General features: G+C 61.3%; 17 protein-coding genes. 14 read left to right on the top strand and 3 right to left on the bottom strand.

The genetic code is table 11. From position 1 onward, the window contains the following. Nucleotides 1-49 precede the first annotated feature (49 nt). The 9 genes from CR492_RS08860 to CR492_RS08815 all read left to right on the top strand — a co-directional run bounded on the left by CR492_RS08860 (nt 50) and on the right by CR492_RS08815 (nt 10,560). Entirely contained in the window at nt 50-496 is a 447-nt protein-coding gene (locus CR492_RS08860) for a hypothetical protein (RefSeq protein WP_102843396.1), read from the top strand. Nucleotides 497-711: 215 nt separating this feature from the next. After that, nucleotides 712-2,319, top strand: coding sequence for a thiamine pyrophosphate-binding protein (locus CR492_RS08855; RefSeq protein ID WP_102843506.1), 1,608 nt, complete (start codon nt 712-714; stop codon nt 2,317-2,319). Between the two features lie 174 nt (nt 2,320-2,493). Continuing rightward, nucleotides 2,494-3,306, top strand: coding sequence for a glutathione S-transferase family protein (locus CR492_RS08850; protein WP_102843395.1), 813 nt, complete (start codon nt 2,494-2,496; stop codon nt 3,304-3,306). Nucleotides 3,307-3,854: 548 nt separating this feature from the next. After that, complete coding sequence (locus tag CR492_RS08845) at nt 3,855-5,045, top strand: tyrosine-type recombinase/integrase (RefSeq protein ID WP_102843394.1); 1,191 nt, start codon at nt 3,855-3,857, stop codon at nt 5,043-5,045. A gap of 307 nt (nt 5,046-5,352) precedes the next feature. Further along, the gene (locus CR492_RS08840) at nt 5,353-5,577 is read left to right on the top strand and encodes a hypothetical protein (protein WP_102843393.1); all 225 of its coding nucleotides are present in this window, start codon (nt 5,353-5,355) and stop codon (nt 5,575-5,577) included. A gap of 257 nt (nt 5,578-5,834) precedes the next feature. Beyond that, nucleotides 5,835-6,098, top strand: a complete 264-nt coding sequence (locus CR492_RS20490; protein ID WP_146030223.1) for a hypothetical protein — start codon at nt 5,835-5,837, stop codon at nt 6,096-6,098. A gap of 299 nt (nt 6,099-6,397) precedes the next feature. Continuing rightward, entirely contained in the window at nt 6,398-8,497 is a 2,100-nt protein-coding gene (locus CR492_RS08830) for an AAA family ATPase (protein WP_180982485.1), read from the top strand. Nucleotides 8,498-8,998: 501 nt separating this feature from the next. Next, complete coding sequence (locus CR492_RS08825) at nt 8,999-9,529, top strand: HGGxSTG domain-containing protein (protein ID WP_102843390.1); 531 nt, start codon at nt 8,999-9,001, stop codon at nt 9,527-9,529. A gap of 485 nt (nt 9,530-10,014) precedes the next feature. Then, the gene (locus CR492_RS08815) at nt 10,015-10,560 is read left to right on the top strand and encodes a hypothetical protein (RefSeq protein WP_146030222.1); all 546 of its coding nucleotides are present in this window, start codon (nt 10,015-10,017) and stop codon (nt 10,558-10,560) included. On the opposite strand, the gene CR492_RS08810 is transcribed toward CR492_RS08815, so the two are convergent. Next, nucleotides 10,524-11,084, bottom strand: a complete 561-nt coding sequence (locus CR492_RS08810; RefSeq protein ID WP_102843387.1) for a recombinase family protein — start codon at nt 11,082-11,084, stop codon at nt 10,524-10,526. The genes CR492_RS08815 and CR492_RS08810 overlap by 37 nt on opposite strands. Before the next feature lie 604 nt (nt 11,085-11,688). On the opposite strand from CR492_RS08810, the gene CR492_RS20485 reads away from it, so the two are divergent. From CR492_RS20485 to CR492_RS08785, 5 genes are all read left to right on the top strand, one after another. Beyond that, nucleotides 11,689-11,907 carry a hypothetical protein gene (locus tag CR492_RS20485; RefSeq protein ID WP_146030221.1) on the top strand — a complete coding sequence of 73 codons (219 nt, stop codon included), beginning with the start codon at nt 11,689-11,691 and terminating at the stop codon, nt 11,905-11,907. Nucleotides 11,908-12,417: 510 nt separating this feature from the next. Continuing rightward, nucleotides 12,418-13,047 (top strand): hypothetical protein, encoded by a 630-nt coding sequence (locus CR492_RS08800; RefSeq protein WP_102843385.1) that lies wholly within the window; start codon nt 12,418-12,420, stop codon nt 13,045-13,047. Between the two features lie 79 nt (nt 13,048-13,126). Next, nucleotides 13,127-15,019, top strand: a complete 1,893-nt coding sequence (locus CR492_RS08795) for a hypothetical protein (protein WP_102843384.1) — start codon at nt 13,127-13,129, stop codon at nt 15,017-15,019. Then, nucleotides 15,016-15,510, top strand: coding sequence for a hypothetical protein (locus tag CR492_RS08790; RefSeq protein WP_102843383.1), 495 nt, complete (start codon nt 15,016-15,018; stop codon nt 15,508-15,510). Before CR492_RS08795 ends, CR492_RS08790 begins: the two co-directional genes overlap by 4 nt. Before the next feature lie 69 nt (nt 15,511-15,579). Continuing rightward, nucleotides 15,580-16,269, top strand: a complete 690-nt coding sequence (locus CR492_RS08785; RefSeq protein WP_102843382.1) for a hypothetical protein — start codon at nt 15,580-15,582, stop codon at nt 16,267-16,269. Nucleotides 16,270-16,590: 321 nt separating this feature from the next. Here CR492_RS08785 and CR492_RS08780 read toward each other — a convergent pair whose 3' ends face one another. Both CR492_RS08780 and CR492_RS08775 read right to left on the bottom strand, forming a co-directional pair. Further along, nucleotides 16,591-19,581 (bottom strand): alpha/beta fold hydrolase, encoded by a 2,991-nt coding sequence (locus CR492_RS08780; protein ID WP_102843381.1) that lies wholly within the window; start codon nt 19,579-19,581, stop codon nt 16,591-16,593. Nucleotides 19,582-19,602: 21 nt separating this feature from the next. Next, nucleotides 19,603-20,268: a DNA-3-methyladenine glycosylase family protein gene (locus CR492_RS08775; protein WP_102843380.1), complete on the bottom strand. Its 666-nt coding sequence runs from the start codon at nt 20,266-20,268 to the stop codon at nt 19,603-19,605. Nucleotides 20,269-20,644 lie beyond the last annotated feature (376 nt).

Genomic DNA, 20,644 nt, shown 5'->3' with positions numbered 1-20,644 from the left:
ACGCTTAAGGTCAAGACCATCGCTCTTCAAGTCACGGAAAGGCAGGAAAATGGATCCGGCTCTGATTTCGGCCCTGTCCGCCCTTGCCGGCTCGCTTATTGGCGGCCTGACGGCGATCGCGACGACTTGGTTTACGCAGCATGGGCGACTAGTCAGTGAAAGGCGGGTTCGTGAAGTAGTTCGACGCGAGGCCCTTTATACTGAGTTCATAGCCGAGATCTCGCGCCTGCTGGTCGACGCCCTGGAACATGAGTGCCAGACCCTTGGACAATTCGTGAATGTCTATGCCCAGATTGGGCGAATGCGTCTGATATCCAGTCCCGAAGTGGTCGCAAAGGCTGAAAAACTCGTGCGGTTTATCGGAGACGCCTACATGGCGCCCAATATGAGTTTTGCCGACCTGAAAGCGATGGTCTCCAAAGGCGACGCAGACCCGCTCAAGGATTTCAGCGAAGCTTGTCGCACCGAGATGATCGCGTTCGAGAACCTTCGATAAGCCAGCGACCGACAGTCGAGATAGATCATGCCGATAGCGAAATCCCGCCAAGGCGTTCAATCCGGGGATCGGCTGCGGTCCGCAAAACGCGCACTGGCCGATCCGTCAGAAGGCGGCTACGACGATTGATGAATGCCTGATGCTCCCAAACCGCGGCCGGTCTATTGGAAGCATAGCATCCCAATCTACGTTATGAATGTCATATGGAGCGGGTCATGACAGGTCGGACGGGCGGCGAACTCATTCAGGACTTCCTTGGGACGTACGAAATTCCATTCGTATTCGGCAATCCGGGGACAACGGAGACGACATTCCTCGCGGCCGTAGCGGCGTCGAAAGCTACATACATCCTGTCATTGCACGAATCGAGCGCGGTCGGCATTGCCGCCGGCTACGCGCTGATCACCGGCAAGCCGTCGATCGTCAGCCTGCACACCTATCCAGGTCTGGCCAACGGCATGTTCAATATGCGCAATGCATTGATGTCCGGTGTACCGCTGCTCGTGATCAACGGGCAGCAGGATTCGCACTTCCTCATTCACAATCCGGTCCTTGGCGCGCCGAACACAAAGCTTGCCGAGACCGCCACCAAATATGCGTATGAGGTGATCCGCACCGACGATCTGGCGGTGGCGCTGCAGCGTTGCTATTTGCAGGCAAGGCTTCAGCCGAAAGGGCCGGTCTTCCTGTCGATTCCCATGGATTTCATGCTGGAGCAAACCGAAAACACGACATTCAAGAAGACGCGCATCATTGACGATATGGCGCCGCGCGAAATCGGCGAGGTCTCGCGCGCCTTGCAGGCTGTTCCGCCAGGCAAGCTCGTCATCGTCGTCGACTATGCGGTCGGCGCCGCGCATGGCGTCGACTCTGTAAGCCGCATTGCGACGGCGCTCGCCGCCGACATCTACGCCGCGCCATTCCATGTGCAGGGCGCCGTCGATCCCCTGCATCCGAACTTCCGCGGCCAGCTTCCGCCGACCACCAAGGAAATCAACACGACGCTCAGCCGCTATCACACGATGCTGTTGATCGGCGAGAAGGTTGACACCTTCACATATGATGGCCTCTCCGCAATACCGAACGAATTACAAGTGATTCAGATCGCGCCCGCGGCCAGTCAGCTGGGTTTCGATTATCCCTGTGACCTCGCAGTTCTCGGCGACATAAAAGCGACATTGGAGGCATTGGCGGCGGACATCGGAGCTCCAGCCGCGCCGCCCGGCGAGCGGACCGCCGATGTTGCGGCTTTGGAAGCCAAATATCCATCGTCCGGCCAGCGCCCGAGCGACGCTTTGATACTGGGATTACTGCGTCATCTCGATCTGGCGACGCATGTCATCACCGAGGGCTCTTCCGAGGATCCGATTGTGCAGGACATGGCAGTTCGCCTGGGTTTTCGCAACGTTCATTTTTCGCCCCGCGGCGGAGGGTTGGGCTGGGCGATGCCGCTTGGCGTCGGGATTGGACTTGCGACAGGAAAGCACGCCGTCTGCTTCGTCGGCGACGGCGGGAGCCTTTTTTCGATCCACGCGCTTTGGACAGCGGCCAAATACGCCATCCCGTCTATTTTCGTCTGCTTCGTGAACCACGAATATAGGTTGCTGAAGGATTTGTGGTGTAACGCGATGGGGACGACGATCGAGACCACGCAGTTCGTCGGGATGGATTTCAATAATCCGGATCTGGATATGCGACGTATCGCCGAGGGCTTCGGCGCACGCACCGAAAAGATCGAAAATCTTCGGACGATCGACGAGGTTCTCGGCCGCGCGCTCGCGCATCGGGGGCCGAGTTTCCTGATCATCGATCGTGAGCCCTGACCGGCCGCCGAGCCGGATGCAAGGAGAGGAAGGCTGCAGGGGCGCAGAGCGACGATGGGCTCCGACGACCGGTTTCAACGACGGCTGAACAGAAGCCGCGGAATGCTGGCCGCGCGCTAGCGTTTTTTCTTCGCACGGACTATCAGTTTTTCTCCCTTTCACTGAGGAACCGCCATGTCGGAGGCCAGCGAAACCGGCGGCGCGAAGCCGCGCCTTTATCATGCGCCGCCCTCCTATTATTCTATGATCGCGCGCCTCGCGCTCGCCGAAGGCGGCGTCCCCTATGAACGCGTCTTCGTCGACATCCATTTCAGGCTCAGCCAGGAACAACCGGACTATGTCCGGCTCAATCCAAACATGACCGTGCCGACCCTTGTGCTGGCGGACCGCGTTCTCGATCAGAGTCGCGACATCGCCGAATATGCTTTTGGCGTCAACGAGGCGACGGTGGGCGCGGAGGCCAAAGCCTGGCTCGATCTCCATTACGCCCTTCCAATCGAAGAGCTGACCTTCGGGTTGTTTCTCGCCCGTAGCCGGCTGGCGCGCATCATGGTCCCAAAAGTGCTGGCAAGGGTCCACCGCCACCTGCTCAAGCACGCCGCGGAGACTCCCGATCTTGCAGCGGTTTATCGCGCGCGCGCCGAGGTCTTCGCCAAGCGGCTCCGCATCTTCGATCCCGCCGCGGCTGGGCCACTTGCGGAGCGCCGCCGCGCCCAGGCGATCGACATTCTGGAGCGGATGGAGCGCGCCCTCAGCGACGGCCGCGCGACGCTGACGCCACCGGCTTATGGCGTCGCCGATACGATCCTCACTGTGTTCCTCGCGCGCGTCGCGTTCGTCGGCCTTGGCGCCGAAATATCGGGGCGGCCGGCGCTTGAGCGCTATTGGCGCGCCATGCAGGCGCGCCCCAGCTTCGCCGTCGCGGACATTTGGACGAGGGCGCATATCCTCCGGATGCTCAAAGGAATTCTGTTCGATAGAGCGTGACGGCGACGCGATCGGGCAAAACGGGCCAGAACCGTCGACGGACCCGGCGCCCTCCGATGCAAAACTCGCGGCTCCCGCCGGAGGGTGACATGGACGCCGCCGTGGAGAACAGCGCTTCGGCGAGCGCTGCGGGCCGGTCGAGCATCACGTCGTGACCACGGATTTGAAAGATCGAAGGTGAACGGACCGCGCACAAACTCCACGGATTTTCCACGTCTGCGCACGCCATGTTCTGCGAGTGTTCGCCAAAATGTGCCTGATAGGGTCAGGCTAATATCATCTAAGTCTTTGATTTAATGGTGGGCGCGACAGGGATTGAACCTGTGACCCCTCCCGTGTGAAAGGAAAGAAACGCCGGTTTGGCGGGGTTAACTTCGGCTTTCTCGCTATATTTCATGTTCGCGTTGTTGTTGATTTATATGGCTTTTCTGGAATATTAGCGTATAGCTTCGGCTGAACGCGTATTTTCAAACCGTGCTACCCAGGTGCTACCCAAGGCCCGTGGGTAGCACGGCGCCAAGCTGCGTACGCGCGAGCGGGAGCGCCCAATGCCGAAAAGAAAGCTCACTGATGCCTTTGCCGCGGATGCGCAGCTCGACGAAGGCTCGGGAGAGACGATCTATTGGGATACCGACGTAACCGGCTTCGGCCTTCGGCTGCGGCCGGGATCGAAAACCTGGATCATGGCTTTCCGCCCGGCCGGCGCCGGCCGGGCCGCCAACATGAAAAAGCTCAAGCTTTCCACATTCCCTAGCGTCAAGACCCTCGACGCCCGGAGGCTGGCGCGCGAGATGGCGGGACGCGTCGCGGCCGGCGAAGACCCCGCGGCCGAACGCGTCGAGCTCAAGCGGAAGGAAGCGTCGAGCGTTGAGGCGCTCCTAGACCGCTACGACGCCGATCTCGGCCGCCGTGGCTATGTCAACCGAGTGACCGTTATAGGCGGCCTCCGGAACCGCCTGGCGCCCTTCAAGGCGCGAGACGTAAAGGCGGTGTCCGGCGCCGATCTGTGGACGATTATCGAAGCCCTTCAAACAGGCGGCATGGCCGGGGCCGCCGAAGATTTCCGATCGAGGGCCCGTGCTTTCTTCACCTGGTGCGTCAAAAGCAAGGCGCTCCAGACAAATCCTTTGCTCGGCTATCGCAAAGAGCGAGCGACGCGAGCCGACAGAATTTCGAAGCAGGAGCACGGCCGGGCGCTTTCAGACGTCGAGCTCGCCAAGATTTGGCAAGCAGCGAGCCTCAGCACAGCGTTCGGGCGTCTACTCCGTTTCTTGATCCTGACCGGCTGTCGGCGGGGCGAGGCCGCCGGGCTGACGTGGTCAATGGTCGACCGGGAGGGGGGAGTTATCAATCTGCCGGCTGCGTTTGTGAAACAGGGCCGCGGCCATGCCGTGCCGATCGCGCCGGCGCTCGCCGATTTGATGGACGCATGCCCGCTTAGCGCCGGTTCCGATCTTGTCTTCGCTTCTGCCCGAAGCGGCGGGGCTATGTCGGGCTGGTCCGATCTGATGGGCGCCCTTTCGAAATCCTCTGGCGTGGACTTCAAGCTTCACGATCTGCGCCGGACATTCCGCACGGGCCTCTCACGGTTGAGCGTGGAAGCCGATCTTGCCGAGCTGGCGCTCGGCCATGCGCGATCCGGGCTCGAGGCGCGCTACAACCGGGACGCCGGCCTTGCCGCTTTACGAACGGCTTTTGAGCTATGGGCGGATCACGTCGGCGCGATCACGAGACCGTGAAAAACTCACATTCCATGAGTGCAAATTCGACGTATGGCAGATAGATCATCCACTTGCACTCAACCATGTCACAAGATTAAGACATACAACAGACATACATTTACTCGCCATTTCCCTGAAGAAACTATTTTTATTCTTGACTTCAAGTATAGCCGCGGGTATTGATGATTATCAGTCGCAATGATCCCTGTGTCCCTGTTGTCCCTGTTTCCGCGATCTGACTAACCGGGCGCCTCGGCGCTTAATCATCAGGGACACTACCATGCCCGCTTCAAGTTTGGCCGAGGCGCCCCCGCGCAGGCCGCGAATGCACGCGAAAAAGCCCCTTCCTGATATCGACACATTGCCGGCCTCTGCGTTGCTTAACGACGCGCAGGTTTCCGCGCTGTCAGGGTTCGCAATTATCACCCTGAAAGTGTGGCGCCGAGAGGCGCAGGGGCAAGGGCCGAAAGTAACGCGGATCGAAGGATGGCCGCGCTATCGCGCCGGCGACGTGCGCGAGTGGCTCTCGGGCAAGACGCAGCCGAAATGAACTGCCTTCGCACGCAGGCCACGGGCTTGCTGCAAGCGACGATCAAGCGCCTAAGCCAATCCAACGCGCCAGCACAATTCGAGGCTGCTTTCGGCCGGGGCATCGTCTTGCGGACATTCGCGCTGCTCGTCGCCTGTTGCGACACGCCTGAGCGCCTCGGCGCCCGCGCTCGCGTTGAGGCCGTCGCATGGCGCTTCACGCTGCCATTTGCTGACGCCGGCGCTGCCGAGGCTGTCGATATCTTTGAAGGCCTGTTGATGGCTGTTGCCGAGGATGACGTCGAGCCAAGCGAGCGGCCGAGAAGCAAGTGGGCCAGGCGTGCACTCGGCGTGCTGCTTTCGTGCCTTGCGATCGAGGAAGCCGAGCAAGACCTCGAGCTGGCGCTCCTGGCGCTGACCGGCCCTGAGCGAAAAGAACGGAAGGTTTCTGCGTCGAGCGCGCAAGGCGTCCAGCCGAACAGCCGTCAGGGCGCTTCCGCCGCGACGTCGCCAATGATGGAACGCCGCGACGACTGGCGCTGATCGACGCCGGCGGGGAAAGAACGAACGCAGCGCGCTTGTTGTGCGCTGCCGACACAACCAAAGAGCAGACAAGAAAAATCCCTGCAGCGCGCGACTGATGCAGGGATTTTCCGAAAGGCGATTTAGTAATGGATCATCACTCTATACCGCCAAGCGTTGGCGAAGACAAGTCGTCTGCCGACGAACCAGCGGCGCCGGCGGCCCCGCCGCAGCACGGCTCGCCTTCGTCCAATCGCTTCACAGAGCTATGGGATCGCGGATATCGCGCGCTTCGGCCGATTATCCCGCACGACGCGAGGATGAGCGCGGGCTCGAAAATCAGGCCCGAGCTCATCGGCAAGATACCAGGCAAGCGTAACGCAGACGGGGCGTGGAGCGGTTTTCACGGCTGGCAAACACATAGCACGACGGACGCTGATCTTTTCGAATGGGCGGCATGGGGCGCCGGCGTCGGCCTCATGACGGGGCTTGTCTCCGGCGTGATCGCAGTCGACATCGACACGCTTGATCATGGCCTATCAGCGCGCGCGTCCGAGCTCATGCGCAAGATGCTCGGGCCGGCGCGGCCGCGCGTCGGCCGCGCGCCAAAAGCGCTTTTCCTCTATAGATGCTCGCTGCCTGTCCCGTTCCTAAAGGTCAAGTTCGATGGCCTTGACGGGAAGCGCGAGCTTGTAGAGCTCAGCACAGACCGGCGCCAGATCGTCATGCGCGCGACGCACCCGAAGACGGGAAAACCTTACAGCTGGCCGGAAGGGATACCGCCGTTCAAAGAGCTGACAGAGGTAACGCCCGAGCAAGTCGAGGCGTTTTTTCTTGAGCTCTCGCACATCATGCCGAATGCAGAGTTCCGGGGGCGAAAGCTGTCGGCAGGATCAGGCTCGGGCGGCGATCAAACGAAGTTCACCGGGCCGGCGGAAGCCGTCGCGCGCGCCGTGCGCAGCCTGCCGAACACCGAAGCGCTCTATCCGACGCGCGAAGCCTGGCTTGACGTGCTCTATTCGATCAAGGCGGCGCTGCCGGACGATCCGGGAGCCGCAGAGGCCTTGGCTATCGAATGGTCTGACAAATACGACGGCGAGCCGGCCGATCCAGACGACGTCATTGCAAACTTGGCGCGCTGCGTTCCACCGTTTCGCCGCGGCGCAAGCTGGCTTTATGAGCAAGCAGAGTTACACGCGCCAAAAGACTTCGACCGCGTCTCGGTCTATTTCGACGAGATTGATGAGGACAAAGACGCCGCGATAAAGAGCCTTAGTTTGACGACCGGCGCCGACCGCGACGTGCTTCGGGGGGCTCTGGAAGGATTTGACGTCAAAACCAAGGTCGTCCCGGCAGGACCGACCGGCGCGATAAAATTTCGGGCGGTCCTGGGCAAAGACGCGGCTCCCGTCATAAACGGCAACTGGACCATCAAGAAAATCCTGCCGCGTGTCGGCTTAGGGGTTCAGTACGGCGCGCCCGGCAGCGGCAAGACGTTCTCTGCGATGGACTTGGCTTTGCATGTCTCAGCCCCGGCGAAATTGTCTTGGCGAGATCATCGCGTCAAAACCGGCGGCGTCGCTTACATCGCCTGCGAGGGCGGGAGCCTTACCCAAAACCGTGTCGCCGCATGGCGCGACAAGCACGGCGATCCGGGCAACTTCGCGCTGTACCCATACACCCCTGATCTTTCGAACGCGACGTCAAGCGACGTGGCGAAGATTTGCCAGGATATAAAAGATCAGCAAGGGGAGGTTGTGCTTGTGGCGATCGACACGCTTGCAAAAGCCATTAAGGGCGCCGACGAAAATTCAGGCGTCGATATGGGCAAATTTATTGACGCGTGCGAGCGAATAAGAACAACGCTGAATTGCTTTGCGCTAATCGTGCACCACAGCGGCAAAGATGCGGGCAAAGGCTCTCGCGGGCACTCATCATTGCTCGGCGCTATTGATCTCGAAATGGAGGTTACGCGCGCGACCGGCCAGGACGGCGTGCACACCATGAAAATCACGAAGCTGCGCGACGGTGAGGCCGGAGCCGTCTTCGGGTTCCGCCTAAAGACGATCACCGTAGGAATGGATGAGGACAGCGATAAAGTGACAACGTGCCTCGTCGAGCCCGTGGAAGTTTCTTCTCACAAGGTGAAGCCACGCAGAGGGCAAGAAAACGATCGGAGAGAGCGCGTGCTTTTGGCGTTGAACGAGAACCCTAGCCAAACGCAGCGCATGCTAGCGGCCGAGCTGGGCATGGACCGGCGAGCGGTGGCGGCGGCGCTCGAGACTTTAAGCGCTGAGCGTCTCATTCGCGAACCGACAAACTGTCGGGCCAGGTCTTTAACGCCGGCAGGTTTAGCGTGCGTAAAGTCTATTATTGCGACTAATAGCGACGTTATAAGCGATGATCAAAATAGCGAATGACATACAAGGTATGTCGCCCGAGACTGAGGATTTGGTACACCGGCCTACACCAAACAAAAGCTGCGCCAAAACTGCACCAACGGGTGCACCACGGATTAAAAAATACTCTATAAAACAGATGTATAGCCGCTTTTTGCGAAATGCACCAGAAATGCACCACTACGCACCAAAGGGCCTATTTGGTGCATGGTGCGCAACCTTAAGGGCGCGCAACTTGCACCAACCGCGCCGAGGATCGTTTTTTGATGGGCCAAGCTAAAATTATAAATCATCTTGAAACCTTGCAAGCCATCGGGTGGAAGCCAAAACAAGCCGGCGCTCAAACAGTATGTCCGCGGCGGCGTCTGGGCCAGCAGGCCGGTGCGGATGGACCGAAATTAAGCTCACCCGTCCTTTGATCTAAAATAGCAGCGGCAGGCGCGCATGGATTATTCCCGTAGAGCTAAAAACCTCCTCGCACACAGCCGCTCTCTGGCATGGCGAAAGCGATGTTCCGATCTCATGAAGCGGATCAACGCCGAGCGCCTCGCCGGACCGCGCTGCGGCGCCCGTCGCAAGCGCGACGGCGAGCCTTGCCAACAATTGATCCTCTATTCGAACGGCCGTTGCCGCTATCACGGCGGCAAGACGCCCAAGGGCAAGCACTGGCACAAACTCCAGCTCCCGACCGCAGACGCAGGCGCCGACGCCCTGGCGCGGAAAGAACGGTCGGTCGCCCAACGCCAAAAAAAGCGCGCCGCCGCTCGCGCAGCAAAACTGGCGGACATGACGCCGGAGCAACGAGCCGCATATGACAACCAGTTCGCCAAGCGCGTGATGAACCCCGGCCCGGCGAAGCGCCGCGCCGGCATTCGCAAACAGCGGGCCGACGCCAAAGCCTTCAGAGAGATCGTCCTGGCGACGGAGGCCGCTTTCGAAGCCAGAAACCACGCCCAAGCTGCCCGCGGCGCCGAAAGCCAGCCAGCGGCTGCCGCTGGCGATCCAGGCCTTATCTCGCTTTCACCCGAAACTCTGAGAGAACTTTTTCCATGACGAAGAAACAATCCAGCATTTCGGCGACAGAAGCATTTGCCGACCTTAAAAAGCTGATCCGCCGAGAAGGGGTCGAAGTCGCCTATGCGACGTTGCTTTCGGTTTGCAATGATCCCAAAGCGCCAGCGCCGGCACGCGCGACCGCAGCGACGTCGATCTTCCGCGCCGCCGGCTTGTTTGATAAGGTGGAAAACGCAGCCGACGATAAGCCGTTGTCCGAGATGACACACGCCGAGCTTGATCAAATCATTCGCCGTGGGGAAAGGGCGGTTGGCTCCAGCGCCCCGAAAGCCAAACGGCGCAAATCGAGCGACACTGCGCCAGACGTTTTCGAGTGACTGCGGATGACCATTGCGGCGTTTCCCGGCGCGCTCGTTAGCGGCCAAAACGCGCCGCCGCCGCTGTGAACCGAAGGAAATCAGATGCTCGCAATTCCAAAGATAGCATTCGAGCGAACTATACAGGCCCTTGCGTTGCTGACGTTTTTGGGCGCCGTGGTTCTCTTACCGGTCCTGATCGTCGCCGGCATTTACCAGGGCGCGAAAGAGCTTCCAGGCGCCATAGCGCGCATAGTGACGGGCGTGGAAGAACTTCCAGGCTCCATCGCAGGCGCCATAGGGAGCACGATGACCCTAGAACGCCAGGAAGCTCAGGTGGCCGCGTGCGCACCCTGCTATTACGCGCTCGTCGCCATTCTCAACGCCGTGCGGCCGGGCGATGAGCAGATCACGCCGCTCGACGCGGCTTTCGAAGCGAGGCAGGCGGCAGAGGCCAAAGCGGCCGAGGTCGATAGGCGTTACGCCGAATATCACGCGGCCCGCCCGGTTCGTGAATACAAGATGCTTGATTTGATCGAACGCGACTATGAAAAGTCATTCGCCGCGTCGCAGGTCAGTGATCCTTCGCAAAATTCTTTTGCCGCCGAGCTCGAGCGACGTAAATTCCTCGCGGAGATCGCGGAGCAGAAACATTCGGCGATGTCGCGCATGCAGCTTCAGCCAGCCGCCGCAGCTGCCCCCAAGACCCGATAGACACTCGCGCGGCCGATGCCGAGCCGCTCGGCAATCTCTGTCGGGCCAAGCCCGTCGACGTCGCGCAGCCGTCGCACAGCCGCCACGTCGATCGACGGCTTGCGGCCCTTATAAACGCCCTCAGCCTTCGCTTTGGCGATCCCCTCGAGCTGGCGCTCCTTGCGGATGTTGGTTTCGAATTCAGCAAACACGCCGAGCATGCCGAGAAACGCCTTGCCGGCCGCTGTGCTTGTGTCGATCGGCTGTTCCGTCGCTTTGAGCGCCGCGCCCTTGCTTTCGAGCTCGCGCACGATCCCCGCCAGATCGCCTATCGAGCGCGCCAGTCGATCGATGCGCGTGACCATGAGAATGTCGCCAGCGCGAATGAAGTCGAGCAGCGTGCGCAGCTCTGTGCGGCCGACGAGCTTCGTTCCTGTCATCTTCTCCGCCCGAATGATCGTGCAACCGGCGGCCTTGAGAGCTTTCTTCTGCAAGGCGAGGTCTTGGTCTGTCGTCGAAACCCGCGCATATCCATAAGTGGCCATGTCATCCTCAACTGTCTCGATAGCCTTTAGACCCTTCCTTTATGCTGTCTTATAAAATCAAAGTCAACCCTATTAAGACGCGAAATATGTATCACGGCGATGTTTCGTAGGGGTGTACCCAAATTGGACGGTATCGCGGCGCATAAAGCTTCCGGCTGCCGCGCGGAAAGCCCCACCGTTCCAATCGTGTCAAGGCATCCTTGCGGCCAGCGGCCCGTTCGCGAGCATCCACGAATTATTTTCTGAGTTAAAGCAGTCCAAAATTGTCGGTTGGCATCCTGGCCGCAGATTGAATTTAAACAACAGTATGCGCGTTCCCGATGGCATTTGCCGCCACTATTTGTAGGCCAACAGTCGGCCAACATATTGTAACTTAAGCCTTTTTTTAATTTGTTGGCATTGACACCGCGAAGATCACCGCGCATCGTTGCGTTGTTGACGCCGGGAGGTAGTTACCATGTGGAAAGAGTTTAATGCGCGGAACTATTGGGTCGAAATGAACTTTACGCGGAGCGCCGAATACGCGGCGAGTTCTTACGAACGGTTCTGCACAAGGCAAATCTTTCAGGGCCTATGCGAACACTTGGCGCGCGATGATCCACACATGTCCCGGCTCGCCCGAAAGGCATACGAAGCATCGTTCGTCGCCGAGTTCGGCGTCGACGGCGCCGCTGCCGGATGCGCCGAGCATGAGCGCTTGGACGCAGAGCATCTTGCGGCTATGAACGATCCCAACAACCCTGGTTACGAGAACGAAGACAAGCGGCCGCTCCAAGCCTTTCGCCGGCAGTTCGCCCGGATCGATCGCCGGCGGCGCGCCTAGCTAGGCCTTTAGCCGCGGCTCGATGCCCGCCGCATCGCCGCATAAGCGTGAGCGCCTATGGCGCTCCGCTGCCGCATCTTCACCCAGCCGACGCGAATGTTCCCTTGCCTCGCGCAGGCCTGCGCAGCGAAGCGCAGAAGTCACGGCGCCTTCCACGGCGGCGGCGGATCGTCGGCCGCCGCCACCCGAAGCGGCCGCGAAGCCCGATGCCACCCCTGGCCTACGGTCCGACCGTGTGGCGATTTCTAGCGGGGAGCGCGAAAACAAAATTGTCCCGAGCTGGAAATTGCCGTTTTCGATCAGGCATTTCACGCGTCACGCCGGATTGCCCTGTCGACAGGATCAAGCGCCGAGTTGATGCGACCAACAGGCACCGACCCGACGCGCTCCACACGCCGAGGCATTTCATCGCCGCGCCAACAGGGCCACAAAATACCATGCGACGCTTGACAAAACCAAATAAACACCTATACGCTGACCACGCGAGCGGGTTAGGCAAAGGCGGAAATTATGGACGTTCAAGTAGAGGCTATAGACAAGGCGCTTTGCGCTATCCGTCACAGCAAAAATCCGCTTGATGCAACAATCGTCGCAATCGACACTGCCGTTGCCTATAGTGGGCCGGTCATTGGAGGCGCCGATCTTGAGTTATTGTTTGTCCGGCTGCTCGATGCACGCGGCGCATTGGATCGCGCCTGCCCCGAGCGCGCGCCGCTTTTTCTGTACGGCGCCAAGGCGCTGAAGGCGCTGCTTGCTCTCCGCGGGATTTCCGGAGAAGGCGCCGAATACATGGTTTATTTTAACTTCCACGCGGGGTTGATCGACAACGAGCCGGCCACAGAAGATTTAGAGAAAGGAGCCGTCATCGATACGCTTAGAGCTTCTATGCTTGATGCGACGTTGGCCGATCTCCATTTCTTCAAAACGGGCCTCGTGCATGAACTGGCCTTGCAGGAGGCAATCCGGAAAGGTGAGGCGTTCGACAAAGCCCGCGCTGGCTACGTCGTAGCGAGGGTCAGGGACGAGATGAGCCGTCGGGACCACATCACCATGAATGCGCGTATCGACGCGGACGAGGCAAAAATGCGCGCCTATCACAACGAGCTCGGCGCGATGACTGCTGGCGAGATGCTACAATGACGTCGGCTGCGGGGCTGCCGGCGATGACGACGCCGTTTATGCAAATACTCATGGCGTCAACGAGCATTGGCGAGGGCAGATGACCGACAATGCATTCGCCGCGAAGCTCGCAGCGCGCAAAGCCGCGGCCGCCACGCCGGCGCCTGTTGATCCCGTCGCAGCCAAGATCGCCGCCCGGCGCGCTGAGCTCGCGGGCGCTCCCAAGGCCGCGACTGAGACGGGCAAAGACGTCTCAGCGCCGGCGAACCCGTTCGCCGCAGAGCTCGCGGCGCGCAAGAGCGCGCCCGCGGACCCGGCCGCGCCAAAGACCTGGGCCGACACAGCGAAAGACGCCGCCGCCTCATTCGGAAGCGGCGTCAGCCTTGGCTCGTCTGAGCTCTTGCAGCTGCCCGTCACTGCGCTGCGCGGGATAAAAAACGGCTTGAACTACGGCGCCGACAAGATCGAAGACGCTGCTCGCTCCGTAGTCGGCGCGCCGCTGTCCGATCAGGCGCGCGCCGATCGCGAAAGCACGCGGCAGAGCCATGACCTTGTCGGCCAGGCGCAGGACGCCGCGCGCGGCGCGCTGACGAGCTATCTGCACAAGCCAGAGACGAAGACGGGAGAATATGCAGCCTCCGTCGGCGCGGCTTTGCCCGGCGCGGCGCTCATGCCGGCGCGCAGCGCCGCTGAGACGGCCTTAAACGCCGTCCGCTTCGGCGTGCCGTCGGGGTTGGGCTCCGAGGCCGGCGGGCAAATGGCGAAAGGCTCGAAATATGAGCCGGCCGCGCGCGCCGCCGGCGGCGCTCTTGGCGCTCTTGTCGGCCCCGGCCTCGTCGAGGGCGCGAGCCGCGTCGTCAGCCCGATCGACACGCCGGCCGCGCGCCTGCCGGCGATCGACGTCATGCGGCGTGAAGGCATCCCGCTCACGGCCGGCCAGGCGACCGGCAGCAAGCCGCTTAAATGGATGGAAAGCGCCATAAGCGATCTGCCTTTCGCAGGAGGCGGCGCGAACCGCATCACTGAGGCGCAGCGCGAGGCGTTCACGCAAGCGGGGCTTCGGCGCATGGGCGTCGCCCCTGTAGAGGGCCAGCTAGCGACGCCGGAAACCATGCGTCAGGGCGCGCAGGCGCTGAGGGACGAATTTAACGACCTTTCGAGCCGTAACGTCATGATCAATGACGCGCAGTTGCGCAGCGATCTGCGGGGCGCGCGCACGGCTTACGATCAGGCTGCAATCCCGGCGCAGCAGCGGCCCGTCGTCGGAAACACGATTGGCGATCTGCTTGCCGAGCCGTGGGGCGTCCATGGCGAGCGCTATCAGAACACGCGCTCGAGCTTGTCAAAGCAGGCTGAAGGTCTGCGCTTCGCCGATCCACCGTCAGCGGACGCGCTGCGCGCCGTGCGCGACGCCATGGACGCAGCTATGCGGCGCTCGATCTCACCGCAGGACGCTCGCGCCTGGGATGACGCCAGGCAGCGATACGGCAACATGAAAACGCTTGAAAAGGCCATGGGCGGGGCCGGCGAGCAGACAGCGCAGGGCGTGCTTTCGCCCACGAAGCTGCGCGCTGCCGCTTCGGCCGGCAACGCCAAGCCGGGATACGTCCGCGGCAATAGCGATCTGGGCGAGCTGGCGCGCGCCGGTGAGACTGTCCTCGCGCCGCTTCCTCAGTCTGGCACCGCTCCGCGGCAAGCGGTGATGCATTCGCTTCAGAGCGGCGGCGCCGTCGGAGCCGCGCTGAGCGGCCATCCGATCGCAGCGGCCGCCGGCGTGATCGGGCCGGCCGTCGCCGGGCGCGCACTCATGTCGCCCGTCGTGCAAGCCTATCTGCGCAACCGCGCTGCGAGCGGCGTCCGCGGCATTCCGACGGCGCCGCAGCTCGCCGCCGGCGTCGCCAACGGCGCTGTCGCAAATAGCGCGCTTGCACCCTCCGGGCTTTCCGGCCTGTCCGACTTATTCGCTCCACAACGCAAGGCATACGCGCGATGAGAATTGAAACTGACCTGCCGCAAGCGGTCTATGATATTGCGTTGAAAATGCGTGCGCGAGACTTCGAAGAGCTCGAAGCCGTGTCGCATATGAGCACGCGCGAGGACCTGGCGCGCCTGCTCTCCGATCGCTACGGATCGCGCGACGATGTCTTCGCCGTCGGGCTCGACGGCAAGCCGATCGCCATTTGCGGGCTTATCGAGCTCAGGCCCAACGTGCTGTCGCTTCTGTTTTTCGCGACCGACGAATTTTCCTCGATCGCGCTGCCGCTAACAAAGTACGTCGAGCGCGAGCTCTTTGCGCCGCGGATCGCCGCCGGCGTTCATCGGATCGAATGCGCGTCCATGTCGAGCTATCGCGCGGTGCATAATTGGATCGAAACGCTCGGGCTTTCCTTTGAAAGCACGATCCGGAAATGCGGCAAGGCCGGCCAGGATTTCGATTATTACGCTTGGGTTGCTGGGGCGGACGCGCCGCGCACGATTAACTGACAACAGCGGCGACGCGATGTCGGCGTCGGCGTTTGCAAATCCAACGCCCGCGACTTGGGAGAGGCCAAAATGTGCGATCCGATTACCATTGCAGGAATTGCCCTCGGCGGCGCCGGCGCCGCCGCGAATGCGATCGGCGCCGGCAAGGTCGCGGATGCGACGGCGCGGACGCTTGCCGCCAATCTGGCAAAGCAGCAAGAGCTCGACGCGCAGGCCTCTAAACTCAATGACCACTCGCTCGGGCTTTACGGCGATTTCGCCGGCCAGACCGCGGCGAAATCGAAGTCGCTTGGCGATTATTTCGGGCAGGCCGTGCAGCCGGTAGCCACTTCGGCCGCGAATGTCGCGCCAGGAGGATCGGCGAACACGCAGGCAGCCGAGAGCGCCGCGCGCGGAGCGGCGCAGAAATTCTCGAACCAACAGGCAGCGGCCGGGGCCAAGATGCGCGCCTTCGGTGACGTGCTCGGAAACGACGCGCTGCTGCAGGGCCGCGACGCTTCGCAACTCGGACAGATTGCCGACTTCAAGCGCGGCGACACCGGCGTCATGGGCCTGCAGCTCAATCAGGACACGCACGCAGGCGATGGCTGGGATTTGGCCGGATCGCTCGCCAGCGGCCTGGGCGGCGTCGGTATCAAGGCCGGGCTTAGCGATGGCTGGAAAAAACTTCGCAACTCGTCCCCGCTAACCGCACTGTTCGGCTATGACCCGAAAGACGCGCCGCAGCCGGCCGGCAGCTACAACCTGCCTTTCGTGTGAGGGAAAGGGCGGTTCCTCAGCGCCGTCATCGCCGCCCGCGCCAACGGGACAGCGAGCTGCGGCGGCCGGCGCAGTTGCGATCGGAAGCCCGGCGGCCTCCGATATGTCCCCACCGCGAGAGGCGCGTGTGCGGTGAATTAAGCTTGGCCCAATTGCCGCGCTGTTCACCGAAGGATTTCCGTCCATTTCGTCGGTTGGATCGCAGAGGGCGGCGCGTCGACCGCGGCTAAAAATGGATCGCGCATTTAGCCTCCGCTCATGCGCTGCCGACGTGGAATAAAAGTGGGGCGGGACGTCCGCGATGCGCTCGATAAGAGCCCTTTAGCGTGGTGCCCGTTGTCCCTGCTCTCGGATCAACTCATCGAACCAATCGAGATTACTCTTGGTCCACCGCGCGTCGCTATTCGATAACCCGACTAAGCTCGCAACGATAGCTCTGCCACGGTTGAGAGCCTTGATAGCCTCATCGCTATTGCCCAAAATCCCGTATGTATTGCCAAGTTTTCCCAAGCTGACCGCCAGGTCGCGCCTCCAGCCGTCGTTGCTTGGTGTAGAGTTCGCTAGCGTCTCAAAGGTGGCGACGCTGCCCTTAAAGGATTTCAGCGCCCCAGCCAAATCCCCCTGCCCCTGCTTCACGGAGCCGACCTTAAAGTGGGCCACTCCTAGATCACGCCACCAGCCCGCGTTGCTGGGATCGGACTTCGTCAGCGCTTCCGCGATGGCGAGGGTATCTAAATAGGACCTCAGCGCTCCGGTGAGATCGCCCTGCGTCTGCATTGCCTCACCGATCCTGCCGTAGGACGCGATGAGATCGCGGCGCCAGACAGCGTTGCTAGGATCGGAGTTTGCCAACGCCTGTGTGATTGACAAGCTGTAGGAATAACTTTTCAGCGCCCCGACGAGATCGCCCTGCGTCTGCTGCAAATAGCCAATCGCGTTGTAGGAGGCAGAAATATCACGTCGCCAGCCGGCGTTGCTGGGATCGGATTTTACCAAGGCCTCAAAAATGAGAAGACCGTTTGAATAGGATTTCATGGCCGCCACGAGATCGCCCTGCTCCTGCTGCACGTCGCCGATATTCCCCAAGCTGATGGCAAGGTCGCGTCTCCGGACAGAGCTGCTGGGGTCGGACTTCGCCAGCGCCTCTGCGATATCGAGGCTATCGGAATAAGACTTCAGCGCCCCGGCGAGATCGCCCTGCGCCTGCTGCACGTCGCCGATCCTACTGTGGGATACAGACAGATCGCGTCCCCACCCGGCATTGCCGGGGTCGGACTTCGTCAGCGCCTCCACGATGGCGAGGGTATCCAAATAGGACTTCAGCGCCCCGGCCAGATCGCCCCGCGCCATCTGCACGTCGCCGAGCTTCTCGTAAGACAATGAGAGATCGCGCTGCCAGCCGGCATTTCCAGGGTCGGACTTTACGAGCGCCTCTGTGATATCACGGCTTTCGGAATAAGACTTCAGCGCCCCAGCGAGATCGCCCTGCGCCTGCTGCACGTCGCCGATCCTCTCGCATGACACAGAGAGCTCGCGCCGCCAGCCAGCGTTGCCGGGATCGGACTTCGCCAGCGCCTCTGTGATACCACGGCTATCGGAATAAGACTTCAGCGCCCCGGCGAGATCGCCCAGCGCTTGCTTTACACTGCCGATCCTATCGTAGGACGCCCCGAGATCGTGCTCATCCTTAGTTCGACGCGCCGCCTCGGCAGCAGCACGAAAAGCTTTCTCGGCTTCGCCTAACGGTCCCGTCGTCGTCCAGATGTCGCCAAGATCGATCCAACTCCAAACGCGATCGGGGTCTAAGCGTACAAGATGCTCAAGCGCCGCCTTGGCGGCGGGATAATCGAAGGCGATCCGTGCAACATCCGCTTTCTCGGCGAGCAGACTTATGAGCCTTTGGCGCCCCGCAGCCGCGGTTTTTTCTTCCTCAGCGATCTGTCGATCTAGGAGGGCCTGCGCGCCAGCGGTGTCGAGGCTGGCCAACTTCGCCCTTGAGGCGGCGATCGTCTTGTCGACGTCTGCGCCGACTTGCGACGGCTTGGCTTTCTGGTTGGCCTGCGCAAGGATGGCCTGGATCGCGTCCGAGGCCTTCTCGCGCATCTCGTCGCGAGTAAGTCCCTGCATGCCTAGGTTGTCAAATAAGGGCTTCAGGACCTCGGGGGGAACGCCCTGTTCGCGAGCCATTTGGAGACGGAGTAAATCTTGTGACGCCATCACCTCCCGATGACGCTCTGCACTGGCGTCATCCGCTTCTTGAACTTTCCTTTCGATGGCACGCTGATCAATCGGCGGCGACGGCGCGATCAACGCCTGGACGCCCTTGTAGGCGATAAGGATGACGAGCACGACGAACGCGATCGCCGCGATAATCCTCAGGATCTTAGGAATGAGATTGAGCCGCCGATCGCGTTTGATCTCTTGGAGCGGCAGGAGTTCCACCGGCCCTTCTTGCGATGTTTGGAGCGGCATTTTTTCGACGAAGTCGCGGGTCCGAGCATAGGCGATTGAGAAACGATCCAAGGGCTTCGTGATTAAAATATGATCGGCGTCGACCGGTACGGGCGGATCGCCAGGAAGGCCTGGGTCGGCGCTGGCCTCGTCGACAATGACGCCGGCGGGTGTGCCACGCGTTTCGTAGAAGATGCGGTGTTTGAGGATGTCCCGTCGATCATCGGCGAGACCGCGATAGGCGACATTGATCGCCCGCAAGGTCGGATCATTGGCGACGAGCGTTCGGGCAATTGATGTTGGCCACGCGATAAACCGCAGTCGGTCGATCCAGCTCCCTTGGCGCGACCCAGTATGAGGCGTCGCCAGAAAGACGATTTCGCTCACGCACTCGAGCAGTTCCTTGGCTTCCGGGCGACGTCCTTTCTGGCGCTCCAGATCAAGCATGATCTGTTTGATGAGGAGCCCGCCGAGGCTATGACAGACGAAGATGATCGGGGCTGTCCGCAGAGCCGGTTCGCTCAGTAGCACTTCGAGAATATTGACGGCGCGGTCCTGCAACGGCATCGCGGTGCCGAGCCAATTCGACGGCGGTGCCCCATAGACCAGAGCGTAGACCGTTATGCCCCGGACGTCTTGCGCCAGCCAGGTCGGCCAAAACGTGTCATCGTCCGGGTTTCTGCGCCAGGTGTCATAGACGTGACCGCCGAGACCATGGACAAAGACGACGCTCGCCCGTGGCTGGCCGCCGCCCCAATTCGCAATTTTGATCAATCTCGACATTGCACAACAAATCAAACAATTAAAACTGTATCCGACGCGTTTTGATGCCGGCGGCACGACGAGCTCGCCATCATCCATGCGCGCGATTGAGGCGCCACTTCAATCTTTGCGTCGACCGATCGTCGCTGCGTCGCCCTTCTCCAGCGTTTCACGGCCTTTCTTTTTTAACACGATCGCCTCCGCAGGCTTGGCGCTCTCCGACACGCCGGCCTGGCCCTTCGCGATCTTGTAATGCGCCCAGAGCGCCTTGGCGGCGACGGCGCGCCATGGGCGCCATCGCTCGGCGAGCGCGACAAGTTCCGAAGCGCTCGGCCGCGCCACCATTGCATAGGCGAGACGCGCGGCCTCCTGCAAGGCAAGGTCGCCCACGGCAAAGGCGTCAGAATGGCCAGGGCAGAACACGAGATAGATGTCGACCGTCCCGGGGCCAAGCCCTTTCACCGCCGTCAGTGCGGCATGGGCCGCGTCGGCCGGTACGGCTCCAAGTTCGTCGAGCGGCAGCGCGCCGCTTGTAATCGCCTCAGCAATCGCGCGCAACATGCAGATTTCTGGCGCTGACAGGCCGCAAGCTTTCAGTTCTTCATCTTTCGCCGCTTCGATCACCGAGGGCGTCAAAGTCCCGAAACGATCGATCAGCCGCCGCCAGATGGCGGCGGCGCTTGCGACCGAGAGCTGCTGCCCCATGATGATCCAGGCAAGCCCGTGAAAACCCGGCTCGCGCTTGCGCAGCGCCGACCGTGCGCCCTCGGCGACGAGGCGCGCCATCACCGGATCGAGGCGGCCAATCTCGGCGAGCCCTTCGGCCAGCGCCCAAAACGCGAACCGTCAGGATGCGGTCCAACCAACTAATGGCGCCGACGTCGGTTTCTACCAAGCAATTTCTGTTTCCATTAAGGCAACCTTGCCTACGTCAAATATAGAACCGGCACCGGAACAGGGCAGGATGCGAGCTAAAGCCCATACTGAGGGACGCAATACTGTTTTGCTGGATCGACGCGCTCAAAAAGCCGAAGTCGGCTACTGAATAGGAAGAGTAAGCAACGGCGCGGGTGAAGTCAGTGGGGCAATTAGAGGTTTGCCTCCGCCCCCACCGCCGCCGCCGCCGCCGCCGCCGCCGCCGCCGCCGGCTGATGTTGCGGAC

The organism is Methylocella silvestris, assembly GCF_002891535.1.
In the GTDB taxonomy this organism is placed as follows: Bacteria; Pseudomonadota; Alphaproteobacteria; order Rhizobiales; family Beijerinckiaceae; genus Methylocapsa; species Methylocapsa silvestris_A.
Note: the sequence above shows the minus strand (reverse complement) of the source record. Positions and strands in the feature narration are given on the sequence as shown.

Excerpts from the sequence above, each read along its gene's own strand:
- CR492_RS08860 (WP_102843396.1), top strand. The coding sequence starts at position 50 with ATGGATCCGGCTCTGATTTCGGCCCTGTCCGCCCTTGCCGGCTCGCTT.
- CR492_RS08855 (WP_102843506.1), top strand. The coding sequence starts at position 712 with ATGACAGGTCGGACGGGCGGCGAACTCATTCAGGACTTCCTTGGGACG.
- CR492_RS08850 (WP_102843395.1), top strand. The coding sequence starts at position 2,494 with ATGTCGGAGGCCAGCGAAACCGGCGGCGCGAAGCCGCGCCTTTATCAT.
- CR492_RS08845 (WP_102843394.1), top strand. The coding sequence starts at position 3,855 with ATGCCGAAAAGAAAGCTCACTGATGCCTTTGCCGCGGATGCGCAGCTC.
- CR492_RS08840 (WP_102843393.1), top strand. The coding sequence starts at position 5,353 with ATGCACGCGAAAAAGCCCCTTCCTGATATCGACACATTGCCGGCCTCT.
- CR492_RS20490 (WP_146030223.1), top strand. The coding sequence starts at position 5,835 with ATGGCTGTTGCCGAGGATGACGTCGAGCCAAGCGAGCGGCCGAGAAGC.
- CR492_RS08830 (WP_180982485.1), top strand. The coding sequence starts at position 6,398 with ATGAGCGCGGGCTCGAAAATCAGGCCCGAGCTCATCGGCAAGATACCA.
- CR492_RS08825 (WP_102843390.1), top strand. The coding sequence starts at position 8,999 with ATGAAGCGGATCAACGCCGAGCGCCTCGCCGGACCGCGCTGCGGCGCC.
- CR492_RS08810 (WP_102843387.1), bottom strand. The coding sequence starts at position 11,084 with ATGGCCACTTATGGATATGCGCGGGTTTCGACGACAGACCAAGACCTC.
- CR492_RS20485 (WP_146030221.1), top strand. The coding sequence starts at position 11,689 with ATGTCCCGGCTCGCCCGAAAGGCATACGAAGCATCGTTCGTCGCCGAG.
- CR492_RS08800 (WP_102843385.1), top strand. The coding sequence starts at position 12,418 with ATGGACGTTCAAGTAGAGGCTATAGACAAGGCGCTTTGCGCTATCCGT.
- CR492_RS08795 (WP_102843384.1), top strand. The coding sequence starts at position 13,127 with ATGACCGACAATGCATTCGCCGCGAAGCTCGCAGCGCGCAAAGCCGCG.
- CR492_RS08790 (WP_102843383.1), top strand. The coding sequence starts at position 15,016 with ATGAGAATTGAAACTGACCTGCCGCAAGCGGTCTATGATATTGCGTTG.
- CR492_RS08785 (WP_102843382.1), top strand. The coding sequence starts at position 15,580 with ATGTGCGATCCGATTACCATTGCAGGAATTGCCCTCGGCGGCGCCGGC.
- CR492_RS08780 (WP_102843381.1), bottom strand. The coding sequence starts at position 19,581 with ATGGATGATGGCGAGCTCGTCGTGCCGCCGGCATCAAAACGCGTCGGA.
- CR492_RS08775 (WP_102843380.1), bottom strand. The coding sequence starts at position 20,268 with ATGGCGCGCCTCGTCGCCGAGGGCGCACGGTCGGCGCTGCGCAAGCGC.